This window comes from Verrucomicrobiota bacterium (genome assembly GCA_016200005.1).
In the GTDB taxonomy this organism is placed as follows: domain Bacteria; phylum Verrucomicrobiota; class Verrucomicrobiia; order Limisphaerales; family PALSA-1396; genus PALSA-1396.
Genome location: JACQFP010000035.1, coordinates 1 through 14,010, shown reverse-complemented (window position 1 = coordinate 14,010; position 14,010 = coordinate 1). Strand labels below are relative to the sequence as shown.

The 14,010-nt window shown below is 57.5% G+C and carries 12 protein-coding genes; 4 read left to right on the top strand and 8 right to left on the bottom strand.

Translation table 11 applies throughout. The features are described from left to right. Nucleotides 1-72: 72 nt before the first annotated feature. The 3 genes from HY298_13050 (at nucleotide 73) to HY298_13040 (ending at nucleotide 1,923) form a co-directional block, all read left to right on the top strand. On the top strand, nucleotides 73-399 hold the full coding sequence (locus HY298_13050; protein MBI3851183.1) for a pyrimidine/purine nucleoside phosphorylase: 327 nt from the start codon (nucleotides 73-75) through the stop codon (nucleotides 397-399). 26 nt (nucleotides 400-425) lie between these two features. After that, nucleotides 426-1,136: a pyridoxamine 5'-phosphate oxidase gene (pdxH, locus tag HY298_13045; GenBank protein ID MBI3851182.1), complete on the top strand. Its 711-nt coding sequence runs from the start codon at nucleotides 426-428 to the stop codon at nucleotides 1,134-1,136. A 205-nt stretch (nucleotides 1,137-1,341) separates the two neighbouring features. Beyond that, complete coding sequence (locus HY298_13040) at nucleotides 1,342-1,923, top strand: hypothetical protein (GenBank protein ID MBI3851181.1); 582 nt, start codon at nucleotides 1,342-1,344, stop codon at nucleotides 1,921-1,923. Between the two features lie 8 nt (nucleotides 1,924-1,931). Here the strand turns inward: HY298_13040 and HY298_13035 are convergent, their stop codons facing one another. Then, nucleotides 1,932-2,558 (bottom strand): TIGR04282 family arsenosugar biosynthesis glycosyltransferase, encoded by a 627-nt coding sequence (locus HY298_13035; GenBank protein ID MBI3851180.1) that lies wholly within the window; start codon nucleotides 2,556-2,558, stop codon nucleotides 1,932-1,934. Nucleotides 2,559-2,734: 176 nt separating this feature from the next. Here HY298_13035 and arsS point away from each other — a divergent pair, with 176 nt between their 5' ends. Beyond that, nucleotides 2,735-3,679: an arsenosugar biosynthesis radical SAM protein ArsS gene (arsS, locus tag HY298_13030; protein ID MBI3851179.1), complete on the top strand. Its 945-nt coding sequence runs from the start codon at nucleotides 2,735-2,737 to the stop codon at nucleotides 3,677-3,679. 84 nt (nucleotides 3,680-3,763) lie between these two features. Here the strand turns inward: arsS and HY298_13025 are convergent, their stop codons facing one another. From HY298_13025 to HY298_12995, 7 genes are all read right to left on the bottom strand, one after another. After that, nucleotides 3,764-4,984: a hypothetical protein gene (locus HY298_13025; GenBank protein MBI3851178.1), complete on the bottom strand. Its 1,221-nt coding sequence runs from the start codon at nucleotides 4,982-4,984 to the stop codon at nucleotides 3,764-3,766. Nucleotides 4,985-5,101: 117 nt separating this feature from the next. Then, nucleotides 5,102-7,729, bottom strand: a complete 2,628-nt coding sequence (gyrA, locus tag HY298_13020) for a DNA gyrase subunit A (GenBank protein MBI3851177.1) — start codon at nucleotides 7,727-7,729, stop codon at nucleotides 5,102-5,104. A 6-nt stretch (nucleotides 7,730-7,735) separates the two neighbouring features. Then, nucleotides 7,736-8,182, bottom strand: a complete 447-nt coding sequence (locus HY298_13015; GenBank protein MBI3851176.1) for a type II toxin-antitoxin system VapC family toxin — start codon at nucleotides 8,180-8,182, stop codon at nucleotides 7,736-7,738. A 2-nt stretch (nucleotides 8,183-8,184) separates the two neighbouring features. Further along, on the bottom strand, nucleotides 8,185-8,511 hold the full coding sequence (locus tag HY298_13010; GenBank protein ID MBI3851175.1) for a type II toxin-antitoxin system prevent-host-death family antitoxin: 327 nt from the start codon (nucleotides 8,509-8,511) through the stop codon (nucleotides 8,185-8,187). Between the two features lie 44 nt (nucleotides 8,512-8,555). Further along, nucleotides 8,556-11,075 (bottom strand): DNA topoisomerase (ATP-hydrolyzing) subunit B, encoded by a 2,520-nt coding sequence (gene gyrB / locus HY298_13005; GenBank protein MBI3851174.1) that lies wholly within the window; start codon nucleotides 11,073-11,075, stop codon nucleotides 8,556-8,558. Between the two features lie 672 nt (nucleotides 11,076-11,747). Continuing rightward, nucleotides 11,748-12,815, bottom strand: a complete 1,068-nt coding sequence (locus tag HY298_13000) for a transposase (GenBank protein ID MBI3851173.1) — start codon at nucleotides 12,813-12,815, stop codon at nucleotides 11,748-11,750. A gap of 62 nt (nucleotides 12,816-12,877) precedes the next feature. After that, nucleotides 12,878-13,621, bottom strand: a complete 744-nt coding sequence (locus HY298_12995; protein MBI3851172.1) for a tyrosine-type recombinase/integrase — start codon at nucleotides 13,619-13,621, stop codon at nucleotides 12,878-12,880. Between the last annotated feature and the right edge of the window lie 389 nt (nucleotides 13,622-14,010).

Sequence of the window (14,010 nt, the reverse complement as noted above, 5' to 3'; positions counted from 1 at the left end):
CTCGTGCGCTTTGCTTCAATTTCACCACACATACCTTGACATTTCTCTCCCATTCCAAAAACTCAAGGCACTATGTCATCTATCCCAGAAGAAATCGCCGGCGTCACCGCCATCACCAAGGCCAATGTTTACTTCGATGGCAAAGTCGTGAGTCACAACTTGTTTTTGCACGACGGCACCAAAAAGACTTTGGGCCTCATCTATCCGGGCAAGTATCATTTCAACACCGACAAGGCTGAGGGAATGGAAATCGTCGCCGGCCAATGCTCTGTGAAAGTTGACGGCCAATCCAAAACAGACCGCTACACCGCCGGTCAAATCTTCGAGTTGCCGGGCCAGTCCGGATTTGAAATCGAAGTCAAATCGGGCCTCTGCGAATACATCTGCACGTTTCTGTAGCAGCAGCGCCAGGCCGAAACAATTTTATGTCCATTGCCGACTTGCGAAGAGAATACGATGTGGGCAGCCTCAGGCGCGCCGACTTGAACCCCGATCCGATGGCCCAATTCGGCAAGTGGTTTCAACAGGCACTGGAGACCAAATCGCCCGCCGGAATCCTCCGGCGCTTCGGGATTGCCACTTACAAATGGTTTCAAGCCGTGCGAGGCGAGACTTCCGTCGAAGCCAATGCCATGACGCTGGCTACGGCGAGCAAGGATGGCCGGCCGGCGGCACGGATGGTCTTGCTGAAAGGTGTGGATGCGCGTGGTTTTGTTTTCTTTTCCCAATATGAAGGTCCAAAGGGGCGAGACCTGGATGAAAACCCACAGGCAGCCTTGGTATTCTACTGGCCGGACCTGGAACGGCAGGTCTGCGTCGGCGGCGTGGTGAGCAAGGTGTCGCGCGCAGAATCGGAGGCGTATTTCAAAACGCGGCCCATCGGCAGCCGGCTCGCGGCATGGGTGTCGCGCCAAAGCGAAATCGTGAGTCATCGGCAACTCCTGGAGGAAAAGTTTCAACAGCTTGCGGCGAAATATCCCAATGAAGACGTGCCGCCGCCGCCGTACTGGGGCGGCTACGTGTTGTCCCCCACGCGCATTGAATTCTGGCAGGGACGTCCGAGTCGGCTGCATGATCGGTTTCTTTACACCAAACAATCCGATGGCCGCTGGTTGATTGAACGCCTGGCACCTTGACGCCACTTGCACAGTGAGGCGAATCAAGCATCAACGATCACTTTTCACGGCGCAATACCATCGTCACTCTGTCGTGAATAAGAAGTGAATAACTTTTTCTTGCTTAAACTCTCGGCGGGTCGAGTTTGCCCTTATTCGTCGTTCACATTTGGCAGCACTCAGAAAAATATCGCGGAAAGCGCAACGTTCCCTGGTTTCAAAAAAAGTGGAAACAAAGCTGGAAGAAAATGCAATTCAGTCCGGGCCGGGCGAGAACTGGGCAGTCGTGGTGGTGTATGAAGACACGGTCACCCGCGACCGGGCGCTGGCGGTGTGCGACGAATTGGTCCAACAATTCTGGGCGGAGGTGGAGTTTGATTTCAATTGGTGGCGCGAAACCTATCTCGCAGATTCGACGATGGCCCGCGAGGCGGCGTGGTCGGCGATGAACGCGGATTTGATTATTTTCTCAACCCATGCCGAAGGAGAATTGTCCGCCACGACGACTGCCTGGATCGAATCCTGGCTGGATCATCGAGACACGCGGGACGGCGCTTTGATTGGATTGATCGGCACGCCCGACGATCGACTCACCGACGCAACCTTGAAACATCGCCGCCTGCGCGAATTCGCAGAGCGTGGCGGGCTGGATTATTTGTCGTCCATTCTGCCCATCACCCGCGACGAGCTTGAGGATGCCATCGAATCCATTCACCACCGGGCCGAGCAAACCACTTCCGTGCTCGACCAGATTCTTCACCAGTCACCTGCTCATCACTCCCAACCTTGGCGAACGCTGTCAGACTGAGAGGCCTGTCAGGCTTCCGGAGTGGCCGCCAGGAAGGCGCGCCAGTCGGCTTCAGTATCCACATCGCTCAATTCACGCAGAACCTGGACGCGCAACCTGGCCGCCTCGGCCCGTTGCAGCGTCTCCCGAAAAACGGTTTCCGTGCTCCAGGCAATGCCATCGAACAATGTCGGCTGTAATTGGCGCAATCCAATCAACCAGTAACCGCCATCACAGGCCGGTCCGATGACGACCTCGCTATCGTGCAAGGCAGTCCAGGCATCGTGAATGTCGTCCGCGGTAATAAACGGACAGTCCGACCCGATGATGACCACGCGCTCAGCACCACGATTGAAGGAATCGGTAAAAGCGGTTTGCAACCGTTCGCCCAAACTCCCCTGCCCTTGCGGTCGCAACTGCCAATTGCTTCGCAGCCACGGTTTGATCTCAGCGCTCGCGTCATCCGGAGTAACACGCAGTTCTACCTCCGGCAATTCGGCCAACTGGTTCAACAACGTATCGACCAACGTGCAGTAAGCTTCGCAAGCGGCCTCATCGCCGATGTCTCTGGCCAGGCGGGTTTTGACCTCGCCCCGCCGTGGCGCTTTGATGAAAATGATGAGTTTTTGCAAATCCACTTGGCCTGATTGCAACACAAACCCGCAAGGTTGCAAAGCGAGTCGTCGCCGCAGCGCTGGAGTTCAAGCTTTAGCTTGTTCAGGAAATCCGCCAACGAAACTCGATCCAAACGGCAAGCTAAAGCTTGAACTCCAACACTGCGGAACAAATCAGATGCATCAGCAATTCCGCTCGTGTATCATTTTGCATTGCCATGAATAAGTTCGACCAAAAACTGGCTGAACATGGATTGACCCTTCAGCGCGCCGCGTTGCAAACGTTGCAACTCAACGTCGGGCGCAAATGCAATCAAACCTGCCGCCATTGCCACGTCGATGCCGCGCCCTGGCGCACGGAGATGATTGACGAAACGACCGCGCATCGTGTGGGCCGCTGGATTCAGGAGCATCGCCCGCCGATTGTGGATCTCACCGGCGGCGCACCGGAGTTGAGCGAGTTCTTCCGTTATTTCGTGGAGACCGCGCGGTCCGTGGGGTCACATGTCATCGACCGCAACAATCTGACCGTCATTGAAACGACCGGCCACGGCTATTTGCCCGAATACCTGGCGGAGCACGAAGTCGAAGTGATCGCCTCTCTCCCCTGTTATTCGAAAGACAACGTCAACAAGCAGCGTGGCAACGGCGTTTTTGAAAAGAGCATCTCCGCATTGCGAAAGCTGAACGCGGTGGGTTACGGAACAAAGCTAACGTTGAATCTCGTCTATAATCCACTGGGCGCAACGTTGCCTGCGCCGCAAACCGAACTGGAAACCGACTACAAGGAAGTGTTGCAGCGTGAGTTTGGAATTGTGTTCAACCAGCTTTACACCGTCACGAACCAGCCGATTGCGCGGTTTGCCGAAGACCTTCGCGAGCAAGGAAAATGGGATGAGTATCTCGAGTTGCTGGCGAACAGTTTTAATCCCGCCACCGTGTCAGGTCTGATGTGCCGCACGACACTGAGCGTCGGTTATCGCGGCGAACTTTACGATTGCGACTTCAACCAGATGCTCAACATGCAGGTGACGAATGGCCGGCCGCTTTATCTGTGGGACGTTTCTCCGACTCAAGTGGAAAACCAGATCGTCCAGACCGGTTTTCATTGTCTGGCCTGCACGGCGGGCGCCGGCAGCAGTTGCACGGGAGCATTGAATTGAGATCATGTTCGTCCTTAGGTTCAGAAAAATAGTTATCCGGCGCTTCGCTGGCTCTGTGTCAATACGCAGGACAGGATCGAACTTTTATGTGGGGCTGCCGCGCTCGGATTCATATTCTATTAGGGGCTTAAATTCCGCTTTCCTGTTCAATTGCGGATACTTCTCAAGCCCACTACGAGTTACTTGCGTACTCGCCACATTGAGATCTTGCAAATTGGTTAGCCCTGCCAAATGAGCCAGCCCGTTGTTTGTGACTCGTGTGCCCTCCAAATCCAGAACCTTTAGGTTGGCTAACCTTCCAAGATGCTCAAGTCCAGCATCGGTGATCTGTGTCTCTGACAAACCAAGCTGTTCCAGATTGACGAGCGCTCCCAAATGCTTTAAACCGGCGTCCGTAACTTTTGTCCGCCTCAAGACGAGATGGTTTAGCCTTGGAAGTTTCGCCAAATATAACAGCCCGTCGTCAGCAACCATCGTATCATAGAGAGTCAACGATCTTAAATTTGTAAGATTCCTCATGTGCCTCAATCCCGCGTCGGTGATTGGTGTAAACGACAATTGGAGCGTTTCCAAATTCGTGAGCTTTTCCAAGCAAACCAAACCTTCATCACTGATTTTTGGTCCTGTGAAAACCAGTGTCTTAAGGCATTTGAGACCTTCGAGGTGCTTCAAGCCGGCGTCGGTGATTTTTCTGCCCGTGACGTGAAGCTCTTGTAAATGGGAAAGATTCTCCAAAGGCTTCAAAACGGTGTCCGACACCTCTGGACCTCCAAGTGCAAGCCCTTGCAAGCGGGTCATATCATGCAGATGGGCCAGACCGTCGCGGGTCGGCTTAACGTTATTTAGCGCGAGCGATTGCAGGCTGGCAAGGCATCGCAGGTGTGCCAGCCCCTCGTAGGTGATTTTCGTCCATGACAGGTCAAGCCATTGCAGACTGGCGAGTTTCCCCAAATGTATCAGCCCCTTGTTGTTGATCCTTGTTCCCGCCAACGATAGCGTCTGTAGGGCGGCCAACTTTTCCACATGCGCGAGCGCGGCGTTGGTGATGCGGGTGTGCTGCAGATCGAGTAATTTCAGGTTACTCAACTTTTCCAGATTAACTGCATCTTCGTCTGTGATCTGCTTCCACTCAAGGAGTAATCTATCTACGTGCGCAAGATCATCTGCGGTAAGTTTCTTTACGGACTTCTTACACATGCTGGCGACGCTTTTGAGAATTATGGATGGCTTCTCCTTTTGAGCTGCTGCATCAGCATCGGGCGCTTTTGGCCTAGTCCATTTCCTTAGATAGCTGATGATTCTCATGGTGTCGTTGGTCTTACTTCCTGTTGGGAAGAAGGAGGTCAGATCAGTAAATACACAAGCTGCATTTCCTTTTGCTTGCAGTCTCCGTTGTGCTCTTCTTGAAAGACTTGGACTGGGTCATGTCGCAGTTGTCTCGGCTTCGCCCTCTTCCTTCTCCTCGCTGATGACCGACGCGATCGCCTGAAGCTTGTCCCCTGAATCAAGGTTGATGAGCTTGACACCCTGGGTGTTTCGCCCGGCCTCACGAATGCCTTGCACCGGAATGCGCACCATCTGGCCGCCGACGGTGATGAGCATGATTTCGTCGGCGTCGCGGACGGTGAGCGCGCCTACGACCGCGCCGGTTTTCTCGCCGGTCTTCATGGTGATGATGCCTTTGCCCCCGCGCGATTGGACGCGATATTCATCGAACGCGGTGCGTTTGCCGATGCCGTTCTCGCCCGCCACGAGCAATGTCGCATCCGGCACAACGATGGCGAGCGCGACCACCGCGTCGCCCTTTTCGAGGTTGATGCCGCGCACGCCGGTCGCCGGGCGTCCCATCGAGCGCACATCCTCTTCCGAAAAACGAATGCTCTGGCCATCGTGGGTGATGAGGACGACTTCGTTGTGGCCGCTGGTCAGCTTCACTTCAATCAGCGCATCGCCGGGGTCGATGCCGATGGCAATGATGCCGCCCTTGCGGATGTTGGCGAACTCGGAGAGCGCGGTTTTCTTGACCGTTCCCTGTTGAGTGGCGAAGAAGAGAAAATCCGGTTGTTCCCAGGTGATGTCTTCGTTGTTCTTGCCGGACTTGGCAACGACGCGAATCAATGCGGCAACTTTTTCACCCGTCTTGAGTTCGAGAAGGTTGGCGATGCTCCGGCCTTTGGCGGCGCGGCCCATGTCCGGAATTTCATGCACGCGCTCCACATAGACGCGACCGGTGTTAGTGAAGAACATTAGGTAATCGTGCGTGCTGGCCGTAAAGAGATGTTCGACGAAGTCTGTGTCTTCGGCGGTCTCGCCTTCGCGCGTGGTCATGCCGATGACGCCCTTGCCACCGCGACGTTGCGCGCGATAGGAACTGACATTCGTGCGCTTGATCAGCCCGTTGTGCGTGAGCGTGATGATGACGCCCTCGTTGACGATGAGGTCTTCGATGGCGATCTCGCCTTCGTCGGGCACGATCTCGGTTTTGCGTGGCGTGGCGTGCTTTGCTTTGATGGCCTGAAGCTCCTGCTTGATGATCGTCATCACGCGCGATTCCTTCGCCAGGATGTCGAGGAGGTCCTTGATCGTTTCGAGCAGCGCCTTGTACTCATGGTCAACCTTGCTGATTTCCAATCCGGTTAGGCGGTAGAGTTGCAGTTCAAGAATCGCGTCCACCTGGCGTTCAGTCAACGCGTAGCGACCGTTGATCAGACGGGCTTCGCTGCGAATCAGGATACCCCACTTCTCGACCTGAGATCGCGCCCATTCAAACGCCAGCAGCTTGATCTTCGCTTCGTCGCGGGTCTTGCTCGAACGGATGATGCGGATGAATTCGTCGAGGTTCGACAGAGCAGCGATGTAGCCCTCCAGCAACTCCGCGCGCTCCTCGGCTTTGCGCAATTCGAAGCGGGTGCGACGCAGGATGACCTCACGGCGATGCTCGATATAGCACTGGATCATCACCTTGAGATTGAGGGTCTTGGGCCGGCCATGATCGATCGCCAGCGCGTTGACGCTGAACGAGATCTCCAGTTGCGTGTGCTTGAAAAGATTCGCGATGACAACCTTCGGGATGCCCTCGCGCTTCAACTCAATCACGAGCCGGCACTGTTCGTCCGACTCGTTGCGCATCGCGGAAATTTCCGTGACGACTTTTTCGTTGACCAGATTGGCGATCTGTTCTTCCAGCCCGGCACGATTCACGTTGAACGGAATCTCCGTGATGACGAGTTGTTCGCGGCTGCCTTTCATCTCCTCGACGCCGATGCGCCCGCGAAGCTTGACGCTGCCTTTGCCCGTCTCGAAATAATTCTTGATCCCCTCCACGCCGCAAATGAAGCCGCCGGTTGGAAAGTCCGGGCCTTTGATGAACTTCATCAACTGCGGGATCGTGATGTCCGGGTTGTCAATCTGCGCGCAGATGCCGTCAATGACTTCGCCGAGGTTGTGGGGCGGCATGTTCGTGGCCATGCCGACGGCGATGCCAGTGCCGCCGTTGACGAGCAGGTTGGGAAACGCGGCGGGAAGAACTGACGGTTCAGTGAGACGCTCGTCGTAATTTGAGACGTAATCCACCGTATCCTTGTCCATGTCTTGCATCAACGCCGCGCCGAGATGCGTGAGCCGTGCCTCGGTGTAACGCATCGCCGCGGGCGGATCATTTTCGACCGAGCCGAAGTTGCCCTTGCCGTCCACGAGCTTCTCGCGCATCGCCCACGGCTGCGCCATGTGAACGAGCGTCGGATAAATCACGGCTTCGCCATGCGGGTGGTAGTCGCCGGAAGTTTGACCACATATTTTCGCGCACTTCATGTGCTTTCGCCCAGGGAAAAGCGAAAGTTGCTCCATTGCGTAAAGGATGCGGCGCTGCGAGGGTTTGAGGCCGTCGCGCACGTCCGGAAGCGCGCGTGAGATGATGACCGACATCGAATAGTCGAGGAATGAATTCTTGATCTCGTCCGCGACGTTGATCTTCGAGATCTTTTCTCCCTGCGAGTAAGCGCCACCGCTAGGTTGTTGCGGCGGCTGATTAGGTTCGGTTTCGTCTGGCATGAAGGTCTAGTCGGTTACGATTTCAGAAATTTCTTCCGGGAAACAGGACACACCCATTCTTTTCGCGGCGGCGCGCAATTTCCCATCCGTGGCGCACATCGCCCCGCGCGGATGCATCATCGCGGTCGCGAGATGAATGGCATCCAGCGAACGCAACGCCACGTCAGGATGGCAAATGGTCAAAAGCCCGGCGGCATGTCGGACCACACCCGAACTCAAGGGATGAAACTGCAGCACTTCGGTATCGTGCATTTCCTCGAAGCGAGAGAAGGCAGATTTCCGTTCGGCCACGGAAACCAGCCCCTTGCGTTCCTTGATCAGAATGGCCGAATGCACTTCGGCCAGCGCCAACTCGGAAGACCACAACTCGTGGTCGCGAACATTGCGGTCGAACCACGGGGAGTCTTCCTCGCGCACAAGCAGCTTCACAATGATGGCGCTGTCGAGATACATCGTCAGGGCCGTGAGTCACGCTCTGCGCGGATGATTTCATCCGCGGTCGGTCCGCCATGCACCGGCTGCTTCAACAGGTAATCTCCCATGCCCGCGAAAACTTTCCTGGGCTTGGACGCTTTGGCGCTGATGAGTTTGGCCTTGGGTTGGCCGTCGCTCGTGATGGTCAACTCGTGTCCGGATGCGACCCACTCCAGCAGCGCCGACAAGTGCGCCTTCGCATCACGGACGGTGACGACTCGCCCCCAATCCGCCACCGCTGCGTCGCGCAAAACCGCCGGTGCGGTTGACTTGACCGGCTTGTATGTGATTCTTTGTTTCACTTTCATGCGAGCAATGTAGTCTCATGTGACTACATGCGTCAACTCTTTTCTCACACGTCCAGATTCCGCACGTTTAGCGCGTTGTCCTCAATGAACTGTCGGCGCGGCTCGACTTCGTCGCCCATGAGGCGCACAAACATCTCCTCTGCTTCGACGGCATCGGTCAGTTCGATGCGAAGCAACTTGCGCTTGGCCGGGTTCATGGTGGTTTCGAACAGTTCTTTCGCGTCCATTTCCCCCAAACCTTTGAAGCGATACATCTGAATGCCTTTCTTGCCCACGGCTTTCACGCCGTTGAGGATTTCGGGAATGGAAAACAAGGGAGTGACCGTCGCCCGCTCGCCTTCGCCTTCGATCAACTCAAAGAGCGGCTTGTCTTGTGCTGAATAATGATCAACGGCCAGGCCTTTCTTCGCGAGTTTGCCGAGCAAGTCCGCGATGGCTTTACTCTCCAAATGCAAATCGGAAACCTTCGCCCGGCGGGTCGGGCCGTCCTTGCGGCGTTCCACCTCCGTATCCGTCCCGAAAAGGTCTCCGTTGGCCAGCTTGAACTCTTCCACTTCCTCGTTGCTCAGAAAATAATGGACGGTCTCGTCGTTGCCCGATCGGACCTTTACCATAAATTGCGGCAGGGTGCCATCTTTCGCGCGTTTCTCGACATAGTCTGCAAAGTCACCGCCGAGCCGACGGATGTAAGTGACATGTTTGTCGAGCGATTCGAGGAGCATGAGTATTTCTTCGAGCTGCTTGGGGGTGAACTCGCGTCCGTCGGCGAGATTCTTCAACTTCACTTCCTCGGTGCCATTTTGCAGCAGGATGCGGTTGAGTTGCACGTCGTCGTCAATGTAGTCGGTGCGCTTCTTGCGCGTGATTGAATAAAGCGGCGGCTGGGCGATGTACACAAAACCCTGTTTCACGAGTTGTGGCATCTGTCGGTAAAAAAACGTGAGTAGCAGCGTGCGGATGTGCGAACCGTCCACGTCGGCGTCGGTCATGATGATGATCTTATGGTAACGCAGTTTTTCCAAATTAAACGCGCCTTCGCCCTCGCCATCACCGATTCCTGTCCCGATGGCGGTGATCATCGTGCGGATTTCATTGTTCTGAAGCACCTTGTCGAGCCTCGCCTTCTCCACGTTGATGAGCTTGCCGCGAATCGGCAGAATCGCCTGAAACTTTCGGTCGCGCCCCTGTTTTGCGGAACCGCCGGCGGAATCACCCTCGACAATGTAAAGCTCCGTGTTCTCCGGATCGCGGTCGGAACAATCAGCGAGTTTGCCCGGCAATCCGCCGCCGGTCAGAGCGCTCTTCCGCACGGCCTCGCGGGCTTTGCGAGCGGCTTCTCTCGCGCGCGCGGCGTTCAATCCTTTGTCCACGATGCGCTTCGCGATGGGCGGGTTCGCGTCGAAGTAGCTCATCAGCCCTTCATAAGCGACCGAACCGACGATGCTCTCGACTTCGGGTGAAAGCAGTTTCACCTTCGTTTGCGATTCAAATTTCGGGTCGCTGTGCTTGACCGAAATCACTGCGGTCAACCCTTCGCGCACATCGTCGCCCGTGATCTGCGGATCTTTCTCCTTCAGCAACTCGTTTGACTTCGCATATTGATTGATCGCCCGCGTCAAGGCGCTGCGGAAGCCGGAGAGGTGCGCGCCGCCGTCGGGATTGTGAATCGTGTTCGTGTAGCAGAGAACCTGGTCGTTGTAGCTGTCGTTGTATTGCATCACGACTTCGACGTGGACTTCAATATCCTTGTCGTCCAATTTCTCTTTCGTCTCTTTCCGAAACGCAATCGGCTTGGGATGCAAAGGTTCTTTGTTCTTGTTGAGTTGCTTGACGAACTCCTCGACGCCGTTCTTGTAATAAAACCGCTCCGGCTCGGCATCGGGCTTGCGCTCGTCGGCAAAAACAATTTCCAGTCCCGAATTAAGGAATGCCAGCTCGCGCAACCGTTGGGCGATGATGTCTGATTTGAATTCAACCGTGTCGCGGAATATCTCCGGGTCCGGCATGAAGGTGATGAGCGTACCCGTGTCCTTGGCTTTGCCGATGACTTCGAGCTTCTTCGTCGTTTTGCCGCGCTCGAATTCCATGTGATGCACCTGCCCGTCGCGGGAGACTTCAACCTCGAACCATTCACTCACTGCGTTGACGCACTTGGCCCCGACACCGTGCGTGCCACCGGAAAACTTGTAGCCGCCCTGCCCGTATTTGCCACCGGAGTGCAATGTTGTCAGCACCATCTCTACGCCGGGAATCTTGTATTGGGGATGAATATCCACGGGGATGCCGCGCCCGTTGTCGTGGATCGAAATTGAGCCGTCCACATGGATCGTCACCTCGATTTTGTCACAGTGCCCGGCGAGATGTTCGTCCACGGAATTATCCAGCACTTCGCTCACGCAATGATGCAAAGCCCGTTCGTCCGTGCCGCCGATGTACATGCCGGGTTTTTTACGGACGGCCTCAAGTCCCTCCAATTTTCCGAGCTGGGCGGAGCCGTAGTCCGACTTCACCGCCGTACTCGACGGTGCTCTTTTCTCTTCGATTACATCAGCATCATTCGGCATAAATTCAATCTCGTCAGCGCCAGATTCTGTCCGCTGACAGGTCGGTGAAAATAGTAAAAAAAACCACCCAAAGGCACAATGTTTATTTCAGCTTTTTCCGGTCTCAAACCACCATTAGTTGGGGTGTATGAAATGAACTGGCTCGCCTTATTGTGGTTGACAATTCTTGAGTAAACGTGGGGAGAAACCCGTTTTCGGAGCCCCTAATCACCAAAGGATGGCAAGGACCGGAGCGCGCCGGTGAGGTGACCTTGCTGTGGGGTGTGATCGCGCGGAGCGTCCAATCACCAAAGGATGGCAAGGACCGGAGCGCGCCGGTGAGGTGACCTTGCTGTGGGGTGTGATCGCGCGGAGCGTCCTTGCCATCCGTTGTTGAACCCGCCCGTCGAAGGTTCGTGCGTCGTCCGCCTTGCCTTTTGCTTTGGCCGTCTGTTTCCGGCCATCGGCGCGTTGGTGGCGCTTTCCGCCGCCGTTGCGTCCCGCCGCCCGGCCTTGCGCTGTTCCAAGGGTCCGTGGCGCGTTGGTTCGTGGCCCCGTCCGCGGTGGCGGACGCTCCGGCGGCGCGGTTTGCGCCCGCGTGAGCACATCCCGCCCGTCCGCGCGCCGCCGCTTCGCAATGACGGCGCCCGTTCCACTCAACTCTCAACTTTCAACTCTCAACTTGCCGCGCCCTCACGGCGGCTTGCGCGCCAACTGGCCGATCAACCTCATCGTTTTCCCGCAGCCCGGACACTGGGGAGGTTGAGCGTTGAGGGTTGCGGGTGGCGGAGCGGGCGCGCGCCAGTCCAGCAGCGCGCCGATGCGTTCGCGCTTGCGCTGCGCCGCGGCGCCCAACCAGCCGTAATGGCGCACGCGTTGAAAACCTTTGGGCAACACGTGTTGCAAAAAGCGCCGCACGAACTCGCCGCCGCTGACGGTGCAACGCTTTGGCGTCCCGCCGTTTTCCCGGTAACGAAACGTCACGTGCTGCGCGTCCCAACTTTCCAACTGGCTTTCGTGCAGCGGCGGGCGGCACAGATACGCCGCCAGGTATTGCAACGCGGCTTCGCCGCTGCCGACGGGTTGAATGTCCGCCACCCATTTGATCCACCACACCTTGGCCGGTACGCGCGCGAAGAGGTCCGGGTGTTGGGCTTGCAACCACGCTTTGAGCCGCCCCTTGAAGCGCGCCGCCAGTTTGACTTGCGGCAGGAAGAACGCCGGGTCTTTGACGCGCACCCAGCGCAGTTGATTGGCCGTCAGCCCGCCGCCGGGCAAGAGCAGATGCACGTGCGGATGATACCGCAAATCCCGCGTCCAGGTTTGCAGCACCGCCGTGATCCCCAGTTCGGCCCCCAGATGTTTGGGCTGTGCGGCCAGGTCCTGCAACGCGCCCGCGCCTTCCTTCAACAGCGCGCCATACCACGACTTCATCGCCGCGCGAATGGGTTCGCGCAGTTGCTCCGGCACGGTGAGCGTGACCAGGAAGTAGGGCACCGGCAACAGGCGCGCGCGTTGTTGTTCCAGCCACGCCGCCGCGTCGTCGCGCCCGCAACGCGGACAGGCGCGATGGTTGCAGGAGTGATAGGCGTAATGCTCCCGGCCGCAGTCGCAGCGATACAACTGCCCGCCCAGCGCCGCCGTGCGACAGCGCCGGATCGCCCGCACCGCCGCGTGTTGTTCGGGTGGGATTGCCCGTCCAAACTGCGCCGCATACGCCGGCCAGTGGGCCGCTAGAATCTCCGCCAGCATGGGGAGCACGGGTTGGAGTGCTGGAGTGTTGGGAACGTCCCCTTACCGCACCCCATCACTCCATTACCCCATCACTCCACCGTCCCTCGCACCGCCCGATGCAAGACTTCCAGCGCCGCCCGCGTGCGCGCCTCGTTCAAGGGCGTCAGGTGCGTGTAGATCAACGTCGTCTCCAGCGACGCGTGCCCCAGATATTGCGAGATCAACCGCAGCGACACGCCCTCCTCCAGCAGATGCGTCGCGTAACAGTGCCGCAACGTATGCACCGTCGCCGCGGCCGGCACTCCGCTCGCCGCCCGCGCCAGCCGAAACGTGTTCTGCACCGCGCTCACACTCAGGTGCCGCTCGGTGCGTTGGGCGGCGTCGGCCGGTTGCGCCCGTTCGCGCCACCCGCTGCTCGGCCCCGGAAAGAGGAAGACCGGATGCTGATGCGTTTTCCACCACGCGCGCAGTTGGACCACCAGCGCCGGGGCCAGCGGCACGTAGCGATCCTTGCCGCCCTTGCCGCAACGCACGTGCAAGCGCGGATGTTCGGTGTGCGTGTCGCGCAGATCGCGCAGTTCAATGCGCACCGCTTCGCCCACGCGCAACCCGGTGCCATAGATCAAGGTCAGGGCCGTGCGATAGCGCGCTTGCTGCACCGCGCCCAGCAACGCCGCCACCTGCTCGCGCGCCAACACCAGCGGCAACGTTTGCGGCGGGGCGATGCGCACCTCCTCGTAACGGACGTACTCGTCCTTGGTGGGCGGGCGATAATCTTTGAGTTGGACAAAGTCCGCGAATTTTGCGATGGAGGGACACGTAGTTTTAGTCATAGGGCGGCGAGTGTGCCCGTGGATGCGGAAGCACGCTCGCCGCCAAATCAAAAAACATCAGAACCACCCGGTGACATGAACTCGCAACGCCCGTCGAACAGCCACCCGGTCCGCCGCGCAGCGGCTGGGTTCAACCATGCGCTGCAGCGAACCCGGCATGGCGCTAGGGTTTGCAATCCACGCGTCCCGTGGGCCGGGTCGCTGAGCTTGGGTCGTTGATATGGCTTAAATCTGTCAAGCGCACAGTTTTTCTGCTCTCCGAAAGTTTTTATTTTTCTTTTCGGCTCTTCTTCCCCCTCCGCAAGCTACGGAGGACGGGTCGCCGCCTGCTTGAGCGAGTCAGAGACAGGAACACTTTTCCTGCGGTGATCAAGGCTGAGATACGTGAG